This is a genomic window from Geothrix sp., from assembly GCF_030219325.1.
Taxonomy (GTDB): domain Bacteria; phylum Acidobacteriota; class Holophagae; order Holophagales; family Holophagaceae; genus Geothrix.
The window spans coordinates 207,173-226,712 of the sequence record NZ_CP126625.1; the positions used below are offsets into that span (position 1 = coordinate 207,173).

17 protein-coding genes and 1 other RNA gene are annotated in these 19,540 nt (G+C 68.9%); 8 read left to right on the plus strand and 10 right to left on the minus strand.

Annotated elements, in window-relative coordinates:
• The first annotated feature begins 365 nt into the window (after positions 1 to 365).
• Both QOZ81_RS00900 and QOZ81_RS00905 read left to right on the plus strand, forming a co-directional pair.
• Positions 366 to 842, plus strand: coding sequence for a (2Fe-2S)-binding protein (locus QOZ81_RS00900; RefSeq protein ID WP_291203007.1), 477 nt, complete (start codon positions 366 to 368; stop codon positions 840 to 842).
• A complete protein-coding gene (locus QOZ81_RS00905) occupies positions 839 to 2,935 on the plus strand; it encodes a xanthine dehydrogenase family protein molybdopterin-binding subunit (protein ID WP_291203004.1) in 2,097 nt (698 codons plus the stop codon). The genes QOZ81_RS00900 and QOZ81_RS00905 overlap by 4 nt, the downstream gene beginning before the upstream one ends.
• Positions 2,936 to 3,088: 153 nt before the next feature.
• Here the strand turns inward: QOZ81_RS00905 and ssrA are convergent.
• The 5 genes from ssrA to QOZ81_RS00930 all read right to left on the minus strand — a co-directional run bounded on the left by ssrA (position 3,089) and on the right by QOZ81_RS00930 (position 5,581).
• Positions 3,089 to 3,478, minus strand: a transfer-messenger RNA (tmRNA) gene (ssrA, locus tag QOZ81_RS00910).
• Between the two features lie 90 nt (positions 3,479 to 3,568).
• Positions 3,569 to 3,772 carry a 4-oxalocrotonate tautomerase family protein gene (locus QOZ81_RS00915; RefSeq protein ID WP_291203001.1) on the minus strand — a complete coding sequence of 68 codons (204 nt, stop codon included), beginning with the start codon at positions 3,770 to 3,772 and terminating at the stop codon, positions 3,569 to 3,571.
• A 12-nt stretch (positions 3,773 to 3,784) separates the two neighbouring features.
• Positions 3,785 to 4,369, minus strand: a complete 585-nt coding sequence (locus tag QOZ81_RS00920; protein WP_291202997.1) for a DNA-3-methyladenine glycosylase — start codon at positions 4,367 to 4,369, stop codon at positions 3,785 to 3,787.
• The gene (locus QOZ81_RS00925) at positions 4,366 to 4,845 is read right to left on the minus strand and encodes a YcxB family protein (protein WP_291202994.1); all 480 of its coding nucleotides are present in this window, start codon (positions 4,843 to 4,845) and stop codon (positions 4,366 to 4,368) included. Before QOZ81_RS00925 ends, QOZ81_RS00920 begins: the two co-directional genes overlap by 4 nt.
• A 124-nt stretch (positions 4,846 to 4,969) precedes the next feature.
• Positions 4,970 to 5,581, minus strand: a complete 612-nt coding sequence (locus tag QOZ81_RS00930) for a hypothetical protein (RefSeq protein WP_291202991.1) — start codon at positions 5,579 to 5,581, stop codon at positions 4,970 to 4,972.
• Positions 5,582 to 5,665: 84 nt separating this feature from the next.
• Between QOZ81_RS00930 and QOZ81_RS00935 the strand changes: the two genes are divergently transcribed.
• Both QOZ81_RS00935 and QOZ81_RS00940 read left to right on the plus strand, forming a co-directional pair.
• Positions 5,666 to 6,124: a 23S rRNA (pseudouridine(1915)-N(3))-methyltransferase RlmH gene (locus QOZ81_RS00935; protein WP_291202988.1), complete on the plus strand. Its 459-nt coding sequence runs from the start codon at positions 5,666 to 5,668 to the stop codon at positions 6,122 to 6,124.
• Between the two features lie 166 nt (positions 6,125 to 6,290).
• Complete coding sequence (locus tag QOZ81_RS00940; RefSeq protein WP_291202985.1) at positions 6,291 to 8,330, plus strand: ATP-dependent DNA helicase; 2,040 nt, start codon at positions 6,291 to 6,293, stop codon at positions 8,328 to 8,330.
• A 43-nt stretch (positions 8,331 to 8,373) separates the two neighbouring features.
• Here QOZ81_RS00940 and QOZ81_RS00945 read toward each other — a convergent pair whose 3' ends face one another.
• The 5 genes from QOZ81_RS00945 to QOZ81_RS00965 form a co-directional block, all read right to left on the minus strand.
• Entirely contained in the window at positions 8,374 to 10,647 is a 2,274-nt protein-coding gene (locus tag QOZ81_RS00945) for a M56 family metallopeptidase (RefSeq protein WP_300715241.1), read from the minus strand.
• Complete coding sequence (locus QOZ81_RS00950) at positions 10,644 to 11,027, minus strand: BlaI/MecI/CopY family transcriptional regulator (RefSeq protein ID WP_291202976.1); 384 nt, start codon at positions 11,025 to 11,027, stop codon at positions 10,644 to 10,646. Before QOZ81_RS00950 ends, QOZ81_RS00945 begins: the two co-directional genes overlap by 4 nt.
• 210 nt (positions 11,028 to 11,237) lie before the next feature.
• A complete protein-coding gene (locus tag QOZ81_RS00955; RefSeq protein ID WP_291202973.1) occupies positions 11,238 to 12,695 on the minus strand; it encodes a glycoside hydrolase family 130 protein in 1,458 nt (485 codons plus the stop codon).
• Positions 12,695 to 14,977 carry a glycosyltransferase family 4 protein gene (locus QOZ81_RS00960; RefSeq protein ID WP_291202970.1) on the minus strand — a complete coding sequence of 761 codons (2,283 nt, stop codon included), beginning with the start codon at positions 14,975 to 14,977 and terminating at the stop codon, positions 12,695 to 12,697. Before QOZ81_RS00960 ends, QOZ81_RS00955 begins: the two co-directional genes overlap by 1 nt.
• A gap of 250 nt (positions 14,978 to 15,227) precedes the next feature.
• On the minus strand, positions 15,228 to 16,472 hold the full coding sequence (locus QOZ81_RS00965; protein WP_291202967.1) for an AI-2E family transporter: 1,245 nt from the start codon (positions 16,470 to 16,472) through the stop codon (positions 15,228 to 15,230).
• 552 nt (positions 16,473 to 17,024) lie between these two features.
• Here QOZ81_RS00965 and QOZ81_RS00970 point away from each other — a divergent pair.
• From QOZ81_RS00970 to QOZ81_RS00985, 4 genes are all read left to right on the plus strand, one after another.
• Positions 17,025 to 17,318: a hypothetical protein gene (locus QOZ81_RS00970; RefSeq protein WP_291202964.1), complete on the plus strand. Its 294-nt coding sequence runs from the start codon at positions 17,025 to 17,027 to the stop codon at positions 17,316 to 17,318.
• A 90-nt stretch (positions 17,319 to 17,408) separates the two neighbouring features.
• Positions 17,409 to 17,630: a hypothetical protein gene (locus tag QOZ81_RS00975; RefSeq protein ID WP_291202961.1), complete on the plus strand. Its 222-nt coding sequence runs from the start codon at positions 17,409 to 17,411 to the stop codon at positions 17,628 to 17,630.
• Positions 17,631 to 17,678: 48 nt separating this feature from the next.
• A complete protein-coding gene (locus tag QOZ81_RS00980; protein ID WP_291202959.1) occupies positions 17,679 to 17,834 on the plus strand; it encodes a DUF3309 domain-containing protein in 156 nt (51 codons plus the stop codon).
• Positions 17,835 to 17,842: 8 nt separating this feature from the next.
• Entirely contained in the window at positions 17,843 to 19,480 is a 1,638-nt protein-coding gene (locus tag QOZ81_RS00985; RefSeq protein ID WP_291202956.1) for a BamA/TamA family outer membrane protein, read from the plus strand.
• Positions 19,481 to 19,540 lie beyond the last annotated feature (60 nt).

Sequence of the window (19,540 nt, forward strand, 5' to 3'; positions counted from 1 at the left end):
GGGAAACCGAACCGTCGAGGAGCAGATCATCCACGCGGGCGCGGCCGACGTGCCGCAACTGGCGATTTCCCTGGTTCTCATTGAAGCCCCCACCAGGGATCGCGACCCACTCGGGCGAGGTGGTGGGAGGCCGCCGGACTGGCTGCGCACGGCGCCGATCCGAATTCGACTCCCGCTGTTTTATCTCCATTCGATAGGCCGCGCATGAGCCCCGTTCTCGGAGTGCTTCTCTGACGCCCTCCCCGAACGCCATACCAGCCGCGATGTCAGCCTCGTAGGCTGGGTCATGTCCTTGCATCAGTTGCTTCGGTTTCAAGAATAGAATGGGACACTCCCGCGCATGCCCTCTCCCCCGGAGGTTCCCGATGAACGCCACGGTCTCGTTCACGCTCAACGGCAAGCCGGTCACTGTCGCGAGTCCCCGTGATCGCATGCTGGTTTGGGTCCTGCGGGACGAATTGGGCCTCACGGGTACTAAGGTGGGCTGCGAGGCCGGACTCTGCGGGGCCTGCACCGTGCTGGTGGACTTCGAGGCTGTGCTCTCCTGCTCCACGCCACTGGGAGACGTGGCCGGGAAGTCGGTGCTCACCATCGAAGGCCTGGCCCTGGACGGGAAGCTGAACGCGGTTCAGGAAGCCTTCCAGGAGCACCACGCCTTCCAGTGCGGCTACTGCACCTCCGGGATGATCATGGCCGCCTGGGCCTTCCTGAAGAAGAAGCCCAAAGCCACCAGGTCCGAGATCGTCGAGGCCATGGAGGGGAACCTCTGCCGCTGCGGGGCCCACGTGAGGATCCTGGACGCGGTCGAATCGGCAGGGAAGGCCATGGGAGGTGCGCGATGAGGCGCCGGGACTTCCTCCAGGGCGTGGCTGCGGGCACGCTCACCTTCTTCTTCGCAACCCCCGCCGGAGCGGCGCCCATCGTGCCGACCCGACCCAGCACCTACCCCGAGGACTTCAACGCCTACCTGAAGATCTCCGCCGACGGCCGTGTGAGCTGCCTGGTGGGGAAGGTGGAACTGGGGCAGGGCGCCATGACCGTACTGGCCATGCTCGTGGCCGAGGAGCTGGAGCTGGACCCGGCCCAGGTGGACATGGTCCTGGGCGATACGGACCTGTGCCCCTGGGACATGCCCACCGGCGGCTCCCTCACCATGTGGCATACGGCCCCGGTCCTGCGGGGCGCTGCGGCGGAGGCGCGGGCCGTGCTCCTGCGCATGGCCTCCAAAGCCCTGGGCGCCCCGGTCTCGGGCCTGACCCTGAAGGACGGCGCCATCTGGGTGAAGGAAGCCCCCGCGCCCCGCATCACCTTTGGCGAGCTGGTGAAGGGCCGGAAGATGGAGCGGCACCTGGGCAAGGTCAAGCCCAAGCCCCTCTCTGACTGCACCCTGATCGGGCGGCGCGTCCCCCGGAAGGATGCCCTCGCCAAGGTCACCGGCGCCGCCAAGTACGCGGGCGACCTGCGCCTGCCCGGAACGCTCCATGCCTGCATTTTGCGTCCCCCCGCCCAGGGCCAAACTCTGGTCGCTGCGGACACGGCGGCGGCTGAGCGGGTGCCTGGCGTCCGCATCGTGCGGGACGGCACGCTCCTGGCCGTGCTCCATCCCGAGCCCGACACCGCCCGCAAGGCCCTCGCCCTCGTGAAGGGCACCTTCGAGGGGACCGAACCCGACGTGGACGATGTGCGCATCTACCAGTACCTCGTGGACAAGGCGGCGCCCGGCCAGCGCGTGGTGATCTCCCGCGGCGACATTGCTGCGGGTGAGAAACGGGCGGCCACCGTGGTGGAGGGGGAATACCGCAACGCCTACGAAAGCCACGCCACCCTCGAACCCCATACCTCCGTCGCCAAATGGGAGGCGGGCCGCATGACGGTTTGGGCCTCCACCCAGTCGCCCTTCGTCTTCCGCGATTCCGTGGCCGAGGCCCTCAAGCTGGCCCCGGACAAGGTCCATGTCATCGCCCAGTTCGTGGGGGGCGGGTTCGGCGGCAAGCTCGTGGGTCCCGATGCCGTCGAGGCCGCGCGTATCGCCCGCCAGGTCCCCGGCGTGCCCATCCAGGTGGCCTGGAACCGGGAGGAGGATCTCTTCCTGGACGGCTACCGGCCGGCCGCCGTGGTGAAGCTCCGCTCCGGCCTGGATGCCGGGCGCGGCGCGATCACCTTCTGGGACAGCACCGTGGCCGGCGTCTCCCAGGGTGAGGCCGAGCTCTCCTACGAGATGCAGACGAACCGGTACCAGGCTCCCACGGTCCCCGGCCTCCATCCCCTCAAGGTCGGCGCCTGGCGCGCCCCCAACGCCCACACCAATGCCTTCGCCCGGGAAAGTCAGCTGGATGCGCTGGCGGCCAAGGCTGGCCTGGATCCCGTGACCCTGCGCCGTCGCCTCATCACCGATGCCCGTCTCCTTCGCCTCCTGGACCTGGCGGTGGAGACCTTCGGCTGGGAACCTGCCCCCGGGCCCACGGGCCGAGGCATCGGACTGGCCTGCGGGGCCTGGCGCCAAGGGCTCGTGGTGGCCATTGCGCAGGTGTCCGTGGACAAGGCCACCGGGAAGGTCATGACGGAGCGGTTCCTCGAGGCCGTGGACGTGGGGCTCGTCGTGAACCCCGACGGGGCGCGCCAGCAGGTGGAGGGCGCCATCACCCAGTGCATCGGACAAGCCCTCAGCGAGGAGATCCGCTTCAAGGGTGGGCGCATCCTCGACAAGAACTTCGACACCTACCTGCTGCCCCGTTTTTCCGCCATCCCCCGCATCGAAGTCGTTTTCGCGGACAACGCCACCACGGTCACTCAGGGCATCGGCGAGCCCCCCGTGGTGCCGGTGGCCGCCGCCTTGGCCAACGCTCTGTTCGACGCCACCGGTGCGCGGGTCACCCACGTGCCGTTCACGCCCGAACGGGTTCTCGCGGCCCTGAAGCTCGTTCCTGCGAGCTAGCTTCATCTGGTCAAGAAACTCCGTCGGCGCTCATGGCGTGTCGCTGCTGGCCACGGCGCTGATCCTCCGGGCAGGACATCAAGTCCTGCCCGGAGGGCGCCTACCTGGCCGCAGCGGCAATTCCACCAAAAAGGCCCCGCGAGGGGCCCTTTTTGGTGGAGGTGGCGGGAGTTGAACCCGCGTCCAAGACATGCCGCATGGCGGTTCATCCACAGGCTTGGTCCGTTCTTGAAACCTCCTGGCGGGGAACGGACGAGCCGCTCAGGACGTTTGCTCCCTGATCTCGGCCGTCGTCAGGGTGCGTCGCGGCGGCCTATCTGGTGCCCTGTCCGGCAGGCCGAAGCCACCCTTTCAGGGGTTTAACGAGCTTGGTACCCAGAGATCCCAAGGACTCGCTCGGAGCCTAGGTTGCCCTAGGCAGCGAGAGCCAGTTCGAAGTTATCGTTGGCAGTTTGATGTGGGCGGATTGATAAGGGGGCCATCCGTCCAACCCCCGCCTGCACCGTGCACCCGGATCACGACCTGTCGAAACCGGTCACCCCCTTGGCTTGGTGTGCTTCCCGAGTCCCCGCGAGGCCCCGCTTGAAGCGGAGGTTGAGTATGCAGGGCCGCAGCCGGATGCACAAGCCGCCGCTACTTTCCCTGCTGCCGCCGCGCCGTGACGGTCTCGCCTCCGATGCCCCAGTTGTCGGTGTCCACTTCGTCGATGACGACGACCGTGGTCTGGGGGTTCTTGTTCAGGATGTCCACCAGCAGCTGGGTGGCGCCCTGGATGAGCTGCGCCTTCTGCTCGGCGGTGGCGCCGTCGCGGGTGATCTTGATGTTCACGAAGGGCATGGGCGCTCCTCTTCAACCCTCCCAGGGTGCCAGCTCCCGCTTCTTCAGGACGGCGGAACTGCCGCCATCGGCGAAGCGCCAGGGGCGGGCCTGATCCTCCGGGGTCGCGAAGCCGATGCCCAGGCGCGGGCCCGCGAGGATCGAGGCGGGGGCAGCTCCGGGACGCAGCTCCAGTCCGCCCAGGGTCCGCAGGTCGTGGCCGTCGAAGGTCTTGTCCAGGCCCAGGGCCTGGGCCACCTTGCCGGGTCCGGCGCAGAGCAGGGGCGTGGCCTTGGCCGCATTCCGGCGAGCCAGCACGGTGTCCATGCCCGTCACCACCTCGGCGCCCCGGATGAGTACGGCGGAGGCGTCCCCCTCGGGTCCCGTCACCACGTTCAGCATCCAGTGCATGCCGTAGCAGAAGTAGAGGTAGGCCCGGCCCGGTGGACCCCACATGGGCGCGTTGCGGGCCGTGCGACCGTGGCGGGCGTGGCTGGCGCTGTCCCCGGACCCGCCGTAGGCCTCGACTTCGGTAATGCGCAGAGTAACTTCGCCCCGCACCAACAGCTGGCCCAGAAGGGCGCGGGCCGCGACGGGAGCGGGGCCCTGGAGCTTCATCCCCGGAACAGCTTCCGCTCACGGAGGAAGGCCGCCAGCTCGGTCACGGCGGCCTCGTCCAGGGCCCGCTCCGGCACGAGCACGGCCTGGGAGCGGCTGATGCGGAAGATCCAGAAGCCGCTGTGGCGCTGGATCTCCGCGAAGGAGGCCCAGGGCAGGCCGCCCTCGCTGGTCTCGGTGCGCAGGGTGAGGCCCTCGTCGTCCAGGGTCACTTGCATGGGGGGATAGGCCTGGGCGCCGCGGCGCAGGCGGGCCCAGCGCAGGACCGCCTCGGGCAGCACGAGGAAGAGCAGGCCGTTGACGAGCATGATCAGGGGCAGGCCGCGGTGGTCCTGCGTGGCCTGGAGGGTGGTGTACCCCATGAGCACCATCAGGGCGCCCGAACCCACGGAGAGGCCGTACCAGAGGCGCTTGAAGGCCCGGGTGCCCCGCAGGGCCTCGTCGGGGGTCAGGGAGTAGTGGGCGGTGATGTGCATGGAGGATCCGGCTGAGCTCGGGCCGCGTGCGCGGCCCGAGTGAAGGAAAAGCATTTCACGAAAAGGGCCCGCGTCGCGGGCCCTTTTCCACTCGGAGCGCGCAGCGGTCCGGGCCGTCTGCGGATCAGTCCTGCTTCAGGCTCTTGGGGTTGATCTCGTAGCGCATGAGGGTGACGCCGAAGGTGCCATCGGGCTTCTTGAGGCAGCTGACCGTCATGACCTTCTTGCCATCGAAGCCCAGCGCCATGTCCTTCACGACGGTCTGGGAGCCGAACTGGCGGGCGGCGGTGTTGTCGGTGATGCCCATGTGGCGCATCTTGCCCCAGGACTTGGCGGTGAGGCCCTTGGTGAGGCGGTAGATGCCGGCGTTGAAAGCCAGGCGGGCGTCCTTCACGGCGTAGTCATCCACCTGGCTGCCCGGCAGCGCGTCGAGCTTGGCGGCGAGGTGCTCGATGCCGAGGCCCTTGAGCTCTTCGGGGGTCAGCGTGAGGCCCAGGGCCTTGGCGTCCACGTGCAGCTGGCGGGCCGAGGGGAACACCACGTCGGGGGTGATGGGGGCGATGAGGGCCACGTGCTTGTAGTCCTTGCGCACGGCCACGTACTGCAGGTGGTAGAGGATGTCCGCGGGTTCCTTGGCGGCCTCGGGCGCCGCAGTGGGGATCTCGTCGCCGCCGCAGCTGATGAAGGCGGGCACGAGGAGCAGGCTGGCGAGGGAGAGCATCAGGGATCGGCGCATGGGGAAACCTCCGGAAGGGGCTGGATGTAAGGATGTTGGAGCCTTCCCGCTGCGCTGCCAAGGGAAATTCATCACAATAGGATCATGTATCCAATTTCAGTCCTCGCCTTCGGCCGTCTCCGCCTCGAACCCTGCCAGAAGCTCCAGGAGCATTACCTCGGCATGCTCAGGACCTATGCCCGGATGGAGGTGGTGGAGCTGCCCGAGGGCAAGGGGGATCCGGTCCGGCAGCTGAAGGAGGAGGCCGAGCGGCTGCGTCCGAAGCTGGCGGCGGTGAAGTGCCCCGTTCTGCTGACGCCGGAGGGGAAGCTGCGGGACAGCGAGGGCCTTGCCCACTGGCTGGTGGAGCGCATGAACCGCGGCGAGAGCCTGGCCTTCGCCCTGGGGAGCAGCCATGGCTTCGACCCGGCCCTGAAAAAGGAGGTCCCGGAGCAGATGAGCCTGTCGCCCATGACCTTCCCCCACGAGCTCAGCCGCGTGATGTTCCTGGAGCAGCTGTACCGGGCCTTCACCATCCTGCGGGGCAAGGAGTACCACAAATAATTCCAACCGCGAATGGCGCGAATCGCCCTTCGGGCGCGCGAAAAATGCCAAGAATACGAAAAGTGGGAGTTTCTATCCGCGCCCATTCGCGCCATTCGCCGTTCCTGTTTTTTGGGAATTCGCCCTTTTTCCGCCTTTGCTCCACACTGGTCGGATGGCGCACCCCATGGATCGCTACTTCGCCCCACCGGAGGGACGGATCTTCGCCTGCTTCCCGGGGGCGGAGGACCGGCCCGGGCAGCGGCGCATGGCGGAGCTGGTGCACAACGCCGTCCTGGAGGGCGCAGCCCAGTTCCAGCACTGGCGGGACCGGGGCAGCGAACCGGAAGCGAAGCCCGAGGCCGTGATCCAGGCCGTGGAGGCGGGTACGGGCACGGGCAAGAGCCTGGGCTACCTGGTGCCGGCCCTGGCGGCGGGGCGGCATCCCATCCTGGTGGCCACCCGCACCAAGCAGCTCCAGCGGCAGCTACTGGAGGAGGACGTGCCCCGGGCCGCGGGCATCCTGGGCCAGCCCATCAAGGCCGTGCTGGCCAAGGGCCGGGCCAACTACCTCTGCCGCACGGCCTGGGAGGCCGTGTCCCAGGATCCGCACCTGGAGTTCACCCGCGCCGACCAACAGCTCTGGCTGGCCCTCCAGCGCTGGACCCTGGAGACCCAGGACGGCGACCGCGAAGGCCTGGGCCGCTTCGGCGAGGGCGAGTCGCCGCTCTGGGACAAGGTCAATGCCCGGGCCGAGCGCTGCACGGGGCGCCAGTGCCCCCGCTTCGAGGACTGCTACCTGACGAAGCTGCGGGCCGAGGTGGCCGAGGCCGACCTCATCATCGTGAACCACGCCCTGCTGCTGGCGGACCGCGTGCTGCGCGAATCCGCCTTCGGTCAGGTGCTGCCGGACGCGCCGGTGCTCATCCTCGACGAGGCCCACGACCTGGAGGAGCAGCTCACCGAGAGCTGTGCCGAAGCCTGGTCCAGCCGCGCCATGAACCTGCTCTTCACCGATCTGCGGGACGCGGCCCGGAACCAGGGCGCCGGTCTGGCCGGCCTGCTGGAGGCCTGGGACCGGGCCTGGACCGACGTGCTGTCCTGGGTGCCCATCGAAGGCGGCGTGCTGCCCCTGCTGTCACCCGGTCCCGAGATGCGGGCCCTGGCCGACGCCGTGGGCGCCTGGGTGGAGGCGGGCCATCCCCTGTGGGTGGAGGCGCGTCGCCTTGGCGCGGCCGATCCCGAGAATCCCCTGTGGATGCGGCTCGCCGAGCGGGTGGGCACGGCCTTCTCGCGCATGGAGCAGATCTTCGCCCAGCCCGACGGCTGGGTCTCCACGGTGAACCGCGAGGGTGCCCACCTCGTCCACTTCAAGTCGAACCCGGTGGACGTGCGGCCCTTCTTCCACCAGCACGTGCGGCGCGGCTTCGAGACCGTGGTGCTCACCAGTGCCACCCTGCGCGATGGTCGTGGCTTCAACGGCCTGGGCCTGCGCCTGGGCTTCACGAAGCCCGAGGTCGAGGCGGCGGAGAACGTGGAGAGTCCCTTCGACTTCGAGGCCCAGGGCCTGCTCTTCGTGCCGCCGGACCTGCCGGAGCGCCGCCCCGGCGCGGGCGGCGGCGTGGGGGATCCGGCCTGGGTGGAAGCCTCGCTCGAGGCCATGGAGCGCATGCTGCGGGCCAGCCGGGGCCGGGCCCTGGTGCTCTTCACCAGCCGCAAGATGCTGGCGGCCTTCCGCCCGCGCCTGGAAGCCGCGCTGCCCGAGCTCACCTTCTTCGTGCAGGGCGATGGCCTCTCGCGCACCCAGCTGCTGGACCGCTTCCGTGCCACGCCCGCCGCGGCCCTGCTGGGCCTGGCCAGCTTCTGGCAGGGCGTGGACCTGCCCGGTGATGCGCTGAGCCTGGTCATCGTCTCCGCGCTGCCCTTCGCGCCGCCGGACGACCCCGTGCTGCAGGCCCGCATCCGCGAGGCGGACGCCCAGCGCGAAGGCCTGGGCTTCATCGGCATCCAGGTGCCGCAGATGACGCTGAAGCTCAAGCAGGGCATCGGCCGCCTCATCCGCACCCGCTCGGATCGCGGCGTGGTGGCCGTGCTGGACCCCCGCCTCATGCTGCCCAGCGAGGACCGCCTGGGGAAGCGCTACGCCGCCCAGGTGCGCGCGGCCCTGCCGCCCTTCCCGGTGACCCGGGACTGGGAGCGGGTGGAGGCCTTCCTGCAGAGCCTCTGACGACACGAAGGGCCCGCATGGCGGGCCCTTCGGTATCACGGAATCAGCGGGCGGGTGGCGCTGGCGGTGCCGGTGGGGCTGGCGCAGGTGGTGCGGGCGGAGCCGGAGGCGCGGCCGGTGGTGGCGGTGGGGCATCCGGAGCCGGCGGCGGCGGGGGTGGCGGTACCGGGGGCAGGGCCGATCGGGGCGTGGCTGAAGGCCGTGGGGTCCTGGGGGGCCTGGGGGCTTTCGGCGTGGCCGTCACCTGCCTCTGCAACTGGTCGAGGCGCGTCTGCAGGGACTTCATGGCCGACTGGAGGGCCTGGATCTCCGCCTGGGCATCCAGCTCGCCCTTCGCGACGCGGGTCTGGAAGCGGAACTCGGGGATGTGGATGGGCGGAATGTGGATGTCCTGCTCGATGAAATCCTCACCCTCCGGTCCGGTGAAGGTCCAGGCCTGGGCCTCCTTGGGACCGCCCTTGCGGAACACCTTCAGGTGCTTCTCGATCTCCTCGCCATCGGGCCCGGCGATCACGATGGTCTCGCCGTCGCCGCCCTTGCGGACGACCTTCCGGCGCGTCTCGACCACGTCCTTGCCATCCACCTTCTTGCGGATCACCACGGTGCCGGGGCCCGCGTCCTCGGTGAGCACCTCGATGCGGGGCTCGTGGTCCCCGCCCTCGCCCTTGCGGCGGCGGACCTCGACCCGGATCTCCTTCTTCATCTCCTCCCTGGCCTTGTCCAGTTCGGCCCGGGCGCGGTCCATCTCGGCCTGGACGCGGGCCCGCTCCTCGGGGCCCATGGTCTTGGCGTGCTCCGCCAGCTCCTTGGCGTGCAGCTCCATGTCCCGCTGGTGCCGCTCCATCTCGTTCTGGTGCTGCTCCAGGTCCTTCATGTGCCTGGTCTGGATCTCGATCACGCGCTCGCGGTGGCCTTCGGCGAGGGCCCGTGCCTTCTCACCCTCGGCGCGGTCCAGCTCGACCTGCACCTTCATGCGCCGGGCCTGGCTGCGGCCGGCCTGGGCCTTCTGGGCCTCCGTGGCGATGCCCCGCAGCCACTCGCGGCCCTCCTTGTCGAGGGCGACCTCCTTGCCGTCCACAGTGTAGGTGGCCTTGTCCTTGGTGGCGGCATAGCTGCGGGTCTTCCCGTCTTTCTTCTCCTCGGCGCGGAAGCTGCCGTCGCCCGCCACGGTGACGGGCTCGGGGGCCTCGCCGTTGAGCTTGACGTCGCCCTTCATGCGCACGTCCAGCTGCCGCTGGTCGTCCACGGTCTTGATGCGCGTGGTCTTGTCAGCCTTGGGGGTGCCTTCCGGGGCCTTGTCCTGGAGGGCGACGCCCGCGGCGCCGAGGAGGGAGGCGGCCAGCACGGCCAGCGCCGTGGCCCGGGCGCCGGTGGTGATGGGCAGGGCGGGGTAGAGCAGGTGGCGGACGCGTTGCATGAGGGAGCCTCCGTTGGCGGCCAGGGCCAGGTGGGTGGGGGAGGGCGGGGCGGTCGCGCGCAGGGCCTCGAGGTCGGTGAGGGCGCGGGCCAGGATCAGGGGATCGCCGCAGAGCTCGGCGGCCACGTCGTCGCAGCAGAGCTCGCGCTCGGCGCGGATGCGGGCGGACAGCCACCAGACGGCGGGATGGTAGAAGAGCAGCACTTCCACCAGGGACTGGAGCAGGTTCACCAGGAAGTCGCCCCGGCGGATGTGGGCCAGCTCATGGGCGAGGATGGCCTCCAGCTGGATCGGCGACAGGCCGGCCAGGGCGCAGGCGGGCAGCAGGATCACGGGGCGCAGCCAGCCCAGGGCCGTGGGCACCTCCACCGCCGCCGACTGCAGGAGGCGCACGGTGCGGGAGAGCTTCAGCTCGCGGCAGAGCCTTGAGAGCACCAGGTGCCACTCGGAGGGCACCGGGCTGGCGCTGCGGCGGCGCAGGCGCTGCACGCGGACCCAGCTGCCGAGGAAGCGGGCGGACAGCAGCAGCACGCCCGCGGCCCAGCCGGCCAGCAGCCAGGGGAGGGCGGGATCCAGCGCGGCCTTCATCCGCTGGGCGAGGGGGACCGCCGCCGGGAGGGAGGACGGCGCGGCGGCTTCCACCGCCACGCTCAGCTGGGCGAGGGGCGCGGCTGACGCCTGGCGCTGGAGCAGCAGGGCCGTGGCCGTGGGAGCGGCCACCATGAGCAGCAGGAAGGCGCAGGCCAGGCCGTAGCGGGCCCTGGCGCTGGCGCCGCGCAGCAGCACGAGACCCAGCCAGGCCGCCAGGCCCAGGGCCGCGCCCTGCCAGAGGAAGTGGATCAGGGTCCAGCCCAGGATCTGGGCCCAGGGCTGGCCCACGAGCGACAGGAGCGTGGTCATCGCTTCCCTCCTTCCGCCAGGTCGAGCATCTTCCGGATCGCGGCGAGTTCCTCGTGGCTGGCCTTCCGGGTGGCCAGGGCCTGCATGACCAGGCTGGTGGAGGAGCCGCCGAAGGCCTTGTCCAGCAGGTCGTCCAGCAGGGTCTGCTGGGTCTGCGTCTGGGTCTGGGTGGTCGAGAAGGTATGCACCCGGTCCGTGATGTCCCGCTGCACCAGGCCTTTCTCGTTCATGATCTGGAGCATCTTCAGGACCGTGGTGTAGCCCAGGTCCTTTTCCGCCGAAAGCACCTCGAAGACCTGCCGCACGGTGCTGGGGCCCCGCTCCCAGAGCACCCGCAGGATGGCGAGCTCGGCGTCGGTGGGACGGGTGGCAGGCTGCATGGGATGGGTCTCCAACAGGGGAATGCCGAAAAGATACGACAGGTTTCGTAGTCGTCAACGAAAATCTTCGTAATCGGTTTAGCCCGGCCGTGACGATTCATCCCAAGTGCTTTTTATTCAATCCAAACAGGTGGGTGCCCGGGGGCAACCGGTCCACCGCCAGGGGGCGGAGGCCCGGGGTGTTCCCACTCAGATGAATGGAGCCGGGCCTCAACCCACCAGCCGCGAGAGCAGCTCGTCCAGGGACACGCTGACGATGGTGGAGGCGTGGTCGCTCATGGCGTAGGGCAGGATCAGCTCGCGGCCATGGATCATGGATCCGCAGGTGTAGACCACGTTGGGAACGTAGCCTTCCCGGCCATCGCCTTCCGGTGCCACCAGGGGCTCGGAGAGCCGCCCCAGCACCTTCGTCGGGTCGTCGAGATCCAGCAGGGCGGCGCCGATGCAGTACTTGCGCATGGGGCCGACGCCGTGGGTGAGCACCAGCCAGCCGGCCTCGGTCTCGATGGGCGAGCCGCAATTGCCGATCTTCACGGACTCCCAGATCTCCGCCGGGTGCAGGATGACCTTCGGGTCGCTCCAGTAGTGGGGATTGTCCGAGAACATCAGGAAGAGGTTCTCGTCGTCCTGGCGGGAGAGCATGGCGTAGTTGCCGTGGATGCGCCGGGGGAAGAAGGCCATGCCCTTGTTCTGGACGGCGGAGCCGTTGAGGGTGAGGACCCGGAAGTGGAGGAAGTCCCGGGTCTCGATGAGCTGCGGCAGGATGGCGTGCCCGTTGTAGGCCGTGTAGGTGGCGTAGTAGGTCACGGTGCCATCGTCATCGGTGAAGCGGACGAAGCGGGCGTCCTCGATGCCGTTGCTCTCGTTGGGCGACACCGGGAAGATGACGCGCTCGCTCATGGCCAGCTCGGGGGGGAAGTGCATCTCGTAGTTGGAGTCGGCGAGCCACTGGATGCAGCTGAGGGTGTTGGTGAGGCCCTGGGTGACCGGCTGGGTCTCCCGCCGGATGCGCAGGACGCTCCGGAACAGCTCGCTGCGCGTGAAGCCGTCGCCCAGCGGCTCCATCACGGCCGCGGAGGCCCCGTTGTCGAAGCCCATCTCGTGCAGCTTCACCACGAAGGGAACCTTCATGTAGCTGGGGTCGGGGTCGAGCACGGGCATGCTGACGAAGCGGGAGATGGGATCCAGGCAGATGTCGCCTTCGGGGCTGATGAGACCCGTGCGGAACTCCACGGAGGAGATGTGCCCCTCCCCGGTGGCGCGGAGGCTCATGATGAACCGCAGGGCACCGTCGGCCACGCCCTCCTGATCCGGGTGCGGGACGATGGAGGGATTGAAGAGGGCCGCGGATTCCAGGGCGTACTCGCCCGAGAAGAGGGCCCCGATGAGGAGCGTGCGTTCCCTCGACAGGGGCCGGTGCGTGAAGAGGTGGGGGACCACCTTGTCGAAGCTGGCCAGCAGGGCGGTCTCGATGTCCAGGTGCCGGGCCTCGAAGTCCTTCAGTACCGCGGCCAGGTCCCGCCGGGTCTCCGCTTCGCTCAGGGCCAGGGCGCGGCCGATGATGGTGGTGATGCGCTGGATGCCGCCGGGGATGAAGGGACGCAGGATGACCCGGGCGCTTTTCGGAACCAGGCTGATGTCATGGTGGCGGAGACGGATGGGGCGCATCAGGAGAACCGCAGAGGGGGTGCGATGGGGTGCTCCGCGAAGGTCATCTCGGCAAGGGAGAGGTGGAAGGCCAGGGTGGATTCCGCGCCCTGGTTCTCGCTGACCCGGTCCTCGTGGAGGCCGTCGCTGCAGCCGCCGCTGCTGGAGTCGTAGAGGGGCACGCCCAGGTCGTTGCGGCCCAGGAACCACTCGAAGGCCCGCTTGGCTTCGTGGGACCAGGCGTCATCCCGGGTCGCCCGGAAGGCCTCGAGGCAGGCGGAGACCATGGCCTGCGCCTCCACCGGCTGCTGGTCGAAGTCGGCCCGGGCGCCGTCCCGCGCGTAGAAACCGTTGCTGCCGATGGGCCGGAAGTGGCCGGCCTGGGTCCGCTGCAGGGAGGCGAGCCAGCGGAGGGACTGCAGGCCGATGTCGAGGGCCTCGGGGTGGGGCATCCGCTGGCCGCCCAGCAGGAGGGCCTGGCAGAGCCGGGCGTTGTCGTACGAGGCGATGGGTTCGAACCAGGGCCAGTCCGGGGTGGCGCAGGCCTTCCAGAGGGTCACGAGCCGCTCGGTCAGGCTGCTGCAGGCCGCCAGCACCTGCGGGTGGCCGGGATGGCGCCCCAGGAACTCGTGGATGCCCAGCAAGGTGAAGGCCCAGGCCCGGGGGGACGAGAATCCTTCCACCGCCGGGAGGCCGCGCTCGAACAGCTGGGCGGCGAGGCGCCGGTGCCCCTCGTTGCGGGAGCGCCCCGCGCAGGTGCCCAGCGCCCAGAGTGCGCGGGCGTGGCTGTCCTCGCTGCCGGCCTCCTCGAGCCACTGCCGCCCGTGGCTCATGAAGTTGCGGAAGCGGTGGCTCTCCTGGTTCAGCGCCGCGGAGAGGAAGGCCAGGTAGCTGGTGGCCTGGCGGTCCAGCAGCTCTTCCGGAGGCCGGCCGCCCAGCTCCTCCAGGAGGATGCAGAGGATCAGGGCGCGGGCGTTGTCGTCAGTGCAGTAGCCTTCGTGGAAGTTCGGGACGTTGAAGATGGCGTGCTGGAAGATGCCGGTGCCGTCGCTCATGCGCACGAGGTGATCCAGCCGGAGGGGCGGCAGGTCGTAGGGGCGGCTGGCCAGGGTCCACTGGGCGAAGGCCTTGCGGGGAGCGGCCTTGCGGTCCGCCCCGGCTCGCTGGAAGGACTCGAGGTAGCGCTGCGCCACCGCCGGCCAGATCATCCCGCGGCCCATCTGGTAGGCCGTTTCGCGTGTGCGTTCCAGGAGCTTCGGGTCGTCGAGGTAGGCGCAGACGCCCTCCGCGATGGCCTGTGGATCCCGGAAGGGCACCAGGATGCCGCGCCCGTCGGCCAGCAATTCCTGCGCGTGCCAGTAGGGCGTGGACACCACGGCCTTGCCGGCGCCGAAGACGTAGGCCAACGTGCCCGAGGTGATCTGGGCCTCGTTGAGGTAGGGCGTGAGGTAGATGTCCGTGGCGCCGATGAATTCCTTGAGATCCTCCAGCGAGACGAAGCGGTTGTAGAAGATCACGTGCTCCTTGACCCCGCGGGCCTCGGCCAGCCGCTCCAGGCCCAGGCGGTAGCTTTCGCCGTCGCGGGCGACGAGGTGGGGGTGCGTGGCGCCCAGGACGAGGTAGACCACGTTCGGGTGGCGCTTGACGATGGCGGGCAGGGCCTCGATGACGGTTTCGATGCCCTTGCCGGGGCCCAGCAGGCCGAAGGTGAGCAGGACCATGCGGCCCTCCACACCCAGCTCGGCCTTGTAGAAGCTGGAGTCGATGAAGGGCAGGTCGGGGATGCCGTGGGGGATGAGATCCACCTTGGCGTCCGGGATCCCGTACGCATCGCGCAGGATCTCCGCGCCCTTCTGGGCCATCACCACCAGGCGGTCGCTGCGGCGCGCCAGCTCCTCCATGACCTTCAGCTGGGCCGGGTTCGGATCCCGCAGCACCGTGTGCAGCGTGGTCACCACCGGCATCCGGACTTCCTTCAGCAGGGCCAGCAGGTGGCTGCCGGCCGGCCCGCCGTAGATGCCGAACTCATGCTGCACGCAGAGAACGTCCACCTTGTTGAAGTTCAGGAAATCCGCAGCCCGGCGATAGGAGTCCACATCCTTCTCGTCCAGTTCGAAGCGCACGCGCTCCGGGTACTCATAGGCATCCAGGCGATCGTTCACGGCCCCGGCGAAGCACTGGGAGGCGGGGGCCGCTTCGGCCACGGCTTCGCACAGATCATGGGTGAAGGTGGCGATGCCGCAGAGGCGGGGAAGGAACCCGCCGAGAAAGGCGATGCGCCCCAGTGCCGTGCTGTCGGACATGTCCACTCCCGGGTGGTTACCAGGCTGGAAGCGCCATGACCTGGACTGGAACGGCTCGCCTGATCGCCCAGGCCACCCACCAGGCTGATCCTGCGCCCGAAGGCGCAGGACGCCAAATGAATTCGGAGGCCAGGAGACAACCGGATCCTCGAGGTCCCCCACGGGATCCTGCCGAGGAAGGAACGATGCGTGTCCATGTGGATTGCGTTCCATGTGCTCACCCCTCTCACGGGCCTGGCACCCACACCGCTCACGGGGTGATCCCGGGGTGCAGGTCCTGGTTCCTCCGATCCACGGAGATCTCGACGGCGATGGCCGCCGCCTGTTCCGCCGCCACCCCCTCGGTCCGGCGCTCGTACTCCTCCTCCTGGAGGTCGTCCCGGGCGCGCAGGAGCGTGTCGGCGGCCTGTTCCTGCTCCCCGGGCAGGTCCACCCGGAGCTCCTCGATGAGCATCATGACCGTCGCGGCCACCGGGAGCGCGAGGAGCGCCCCGAGCAGTCCCATCAGCGTCCCGCCGGCCATGAGGGCGAAGAACACCACCGAGGACGGGAGGCGCAGCGCGTGGCCGTAGATTGTCGGAATGAGGATGCGGCTTTCGAATTCCTGGTAGGCCAGCATCGCCACGAGGACGATGGCTCCGGCGGTGGGGCTGTGGCTGAGGGCGGCCAGGCCCGCGGGTGCGATCGAGAGAACGGCGCCGACGTAGGGCAGGATGTCGGCGGCGGCGGCGAAGACCGCCAGCGCCATGGCGTTCTCGACGCCGCAGGCGGTGAGCAGGATGAAGGTGAAGGCGCCGATGAGAAGGCAGGTGATCAGCTGCCCCCGGATGTAGGCGCCGACGATGGTCTCCAGGTTCAGGATGACCCGCGTGAGCCGGATGTGGTGGCTGCGGGGAACGAGGGCGAAGAGCCCGCCGCGCAGCCGGTCCCGGTCGATCATCATGTAGAGCGCGAGGAAGAGGGCGCTCAGCCCGTAGGCGGCGACCTGGAAGATGCGGAGGGAGTAGGCGAAGGCCGTGGGCCCGACGGTGTTCCCCGGAGCGCCGTAGCTGAGGTTCCGCAGCCATTCGGCGAAGGGCGCGCTCAGGTGGTAGTGGGCCAGGCGGTCGGCCAGGGCCGCCCGGAAGGCGGGTTCCCGTTCGAAGAGGGCGGCCCCCTGCGCCACCATGGACGGGACGGTGAGTGCCACGGCGAGTGTGGCCAGGGTGATGACGCCCGTGAAGACGATCGCGATGCCGAAGCCACGCCGGATCCTCCGTTCCTCCAGCCAGAGGACCGTGGGGCTCAGCGTCCCCAGGATGAACAGGGCCACCACCAGCACGAGGATGACGGGCCAGAGGCGGATCAGCAGCCACAGGGAGAGCAGGATGAGGGCCAGGCTGATGAAGGTGGATGGCGCCACCACGAACCGCACGGTCCTGGGGCCCGGGTCCGCGGGCCGCGGGCCATCCGCAGGGAGACCGGGGGGAGCGGCGGGAGACCCGAAGAGATTCATGGCGGCTCCAGGGAGGACGGCGGATGGTTCAGTGAGTCAGCGGCACGCCTGGCACGGCTTCGCCGCGCCCATCAAGCCAAGAGCAGCATCCGTTCCAGGAACCCGGGTGGTGCTAAGGGCCCACGGGTCACCGCTTCCATGAGGGGGAGCGCCCTCATCCGGGTGGTCGCCCCCCGGGCATCCATCAAAATGGCGTGGGAGTCCCCTCAATTCGAAGGAACTGCCCCACCCAGGCCATGAGCTTCGGGGCCCTCCCCACCACCGGGCCTCGCCCAGCTGGAAAGTTCCCAGGGTCTCCCTCCGTATTGAAGGCATCGACCCATCATCCTGATGGGGGCTCCGCGGAAGGCAGGGCGATTGATTGAATCCAAGATGTTGATTCAAAAGCCATTGGAGATCTGGCGCGGGACATGCTGATGCCAGTCCAAGGTTCACTTCCAAGGTGAGGCGGAGCCCGGGGGAAGCGAGCGCCTTCCCACCTCCGGGCGTGTCCCCCCTCCTGCCTCGCGGGGTGAATGACTTGCGCATCAACCCCACTCCATGGAGTCAGACATGAACGGCAAAGCTCTCGTTCCAGTCCTCTCGATCCTTCTGCTCTCGGCCTGCGTGGTGGCCCCCAACCACCGGGGCGGCCTGGACATCATTCCCATCCTGCCGACCATCGTGGAAGTCGATTCGGACAACTACTACGCCCACGGCGGCTACCACTATTTCCACACCAATGACCGCTGGTACTACGCGTCCACGCGGGACGGCGAACGCAGGGAACTGCCCCGCTCCCACTGGCCGCAGGAGACCCGCCATCGCGATGAAGGCCATCACCGCGACGAGGACAATCGCCGGTAGTCCCGCTTGATGCCTGGATGGGTCGGCCCGCTTGACGCGATTCCCCGCGGCGCAGGCGGGCGGCCGTCCACTTTGACGAAGTGAGAGCCCGTGAAACCCACTGCCATTTTCGCCATCGTCCTGATCGCCGCGGGCATCGCCGCCATCGTCTATCAGGGGTTCACCTACACGACCCGGGAGAAGGTCGTGGATCTCGGCCCCGTCCACGTGCAGGCGGACCGGACCAGGTCCGTGCCCCTGCCGCCCCTGGTGGGAGCCATCGCCATCATGGGTGGCGTCCTGCTCCTGGCGGTGCGTCGCCGGCCCGATTGAGCCTGCCCTGGCCAGGGATGCCTGAACCCATCGACAAGGAGAGAACCCATGCTCGGAACCATTCTGATCGTCCTCGTGATCCTGATGCTGGTCGGTGCGATGCCGCGCTGGCCCCACAGCCGGGACTGGGGCTACTACCCGAGTGGTGGCCTGGGACTGGTGCTGCTCGTGCTGGTCATCCTGCTGCTGCTGGGCCGACTCTAGGAGCCACCTTGAACGGCCTTCGAAGGCTTGGAGCCTGTCTCGCCATGACCCTGGTGAGCCTTGCCGTACCCCTTCGGGCCGCCGCCCGGCCGGCCAAGCCATGGAGTGCCCTGGAGGCCCGCAAGGCCACCATCGGCAAGATCGACGTGGAGATCGGCGACGTCTTCGACCTCGCCAAACCGGAGGAGGACATCTGGGTCGGCCGGTTGGCCAACCACCTGCATGCCTCCACCCGGGAGACGGTCATCCGGCGGGTGCTCCTCTTCGCGGAGGGCGAGCCCGTTCGCGAGCGCCGGATCCGCGAGACCGAGCGCCTGCTCCGCGCCCTCCCCTTCGTGAAGCAGGCCCGGATCGATCCCGTGGTCCAGCCGGATGGCAGCGTGGTGGCCGTGGTGAAGGTCCGGGATGCCTGGACGACCCAGCTGAACGTGGGCTACACCCATGTCGGCGGTCAACACGCCATGAACCTCGGCCTGGACGAGAAGAACTTCCTCGGTTCGGGCAAGAGCGTGACCTACGATCTGTCGAAGGACCACGAGCGCAGCACCTGGGGCCTGGCCTATGGAGATCCCCAGCTCTTCGGGAGCCGGTGGACGCTCGCGGCGCACACCCAGTACCTCACCGATGGGTTCGTGCGCAGCATCCACCTGGAACGCCCCTTCTACGCCCTGGACACGCCGTGGTCCACCGGGTTGGCCCTGTCGCAGAGCCACTCCAGCCTCTACCTCTACGACCAGGGCCTCCAGGTGTTCCAGGCCCCCTTCGTCCAGAACGAGGTCCGCCTGTCCGGCGCCTGGCTGGTGCATGAATCAGAGAACCGGGTCTGGCGGGCCGGCCTGCTCCTGAAACGCCAGGACACCAGCTATGGCCTCATCACCCAGACGAACCCCCTGGGCACCCTGCCAGCGCCAGTCCTGACCGATCGGCGGCTCCGTGGCGCCGGGGTGACCCTGGCCACCCAGGAGGACGCCTTCGAGGAATTCGAGAACCTGTCGGGCATGGACAGCCCCGAGGACTACAACCTGGCCTGGACGGGCGATCTGGAACTGGGGAACTACAGCCGCGCCTGCGGGTCCACCATGAATGCCCCCTTCTTCAAGGTCCAGGTGGCCAAGGGCTGGTCCTCCTCCAGTGAGAACCTCACCCTCCTGACGGCCTCCTGGGATGGCCGGGGGCCCGCCACCGGCCTGGAAGACAGCCGCCTGGCCCTCGCCCTGGTGAGGTACCACAAGCTGACCGAGCACCAGATCCTGGCTGGCCTCGTGGCCGTGGACAGGGCCCGGCGCCCGGACCCCGAACACTGGTACTACCTGGGTGGGGACCAGGGCATGCGCGGCTTCCCCAACCAGCTGCATCCCGGGGACGCCCGCTGGCTGGCTTCTTTCGACTACCGGCTGCTGACGGAACAGCGCTGGTGGGGTCTCGTGCGGCTGGGGTACAGCGCCTTCGTGGACCTGGGCTCTGTCCGCCGGATCGATGGACAAGGGTGGTCCCGCACCTACTCCGACGTGGGGATCGGGCTCCGGCTGGGGAACCTCAAGAGCTCCGTGGGCCGCGTGATCCTGCTGAGCGTGGCCGTGCCCCTGAACCGCGAACCCTACCAGGCCCGCTGGCAGTTCACCGTCGGCAACGCCATGCGGTTCTGATCCCGACCGGGTGATGGGAGGGCCCAGCCCGCCGGGGCAAGGCCTTCGAATTGAAGGAAG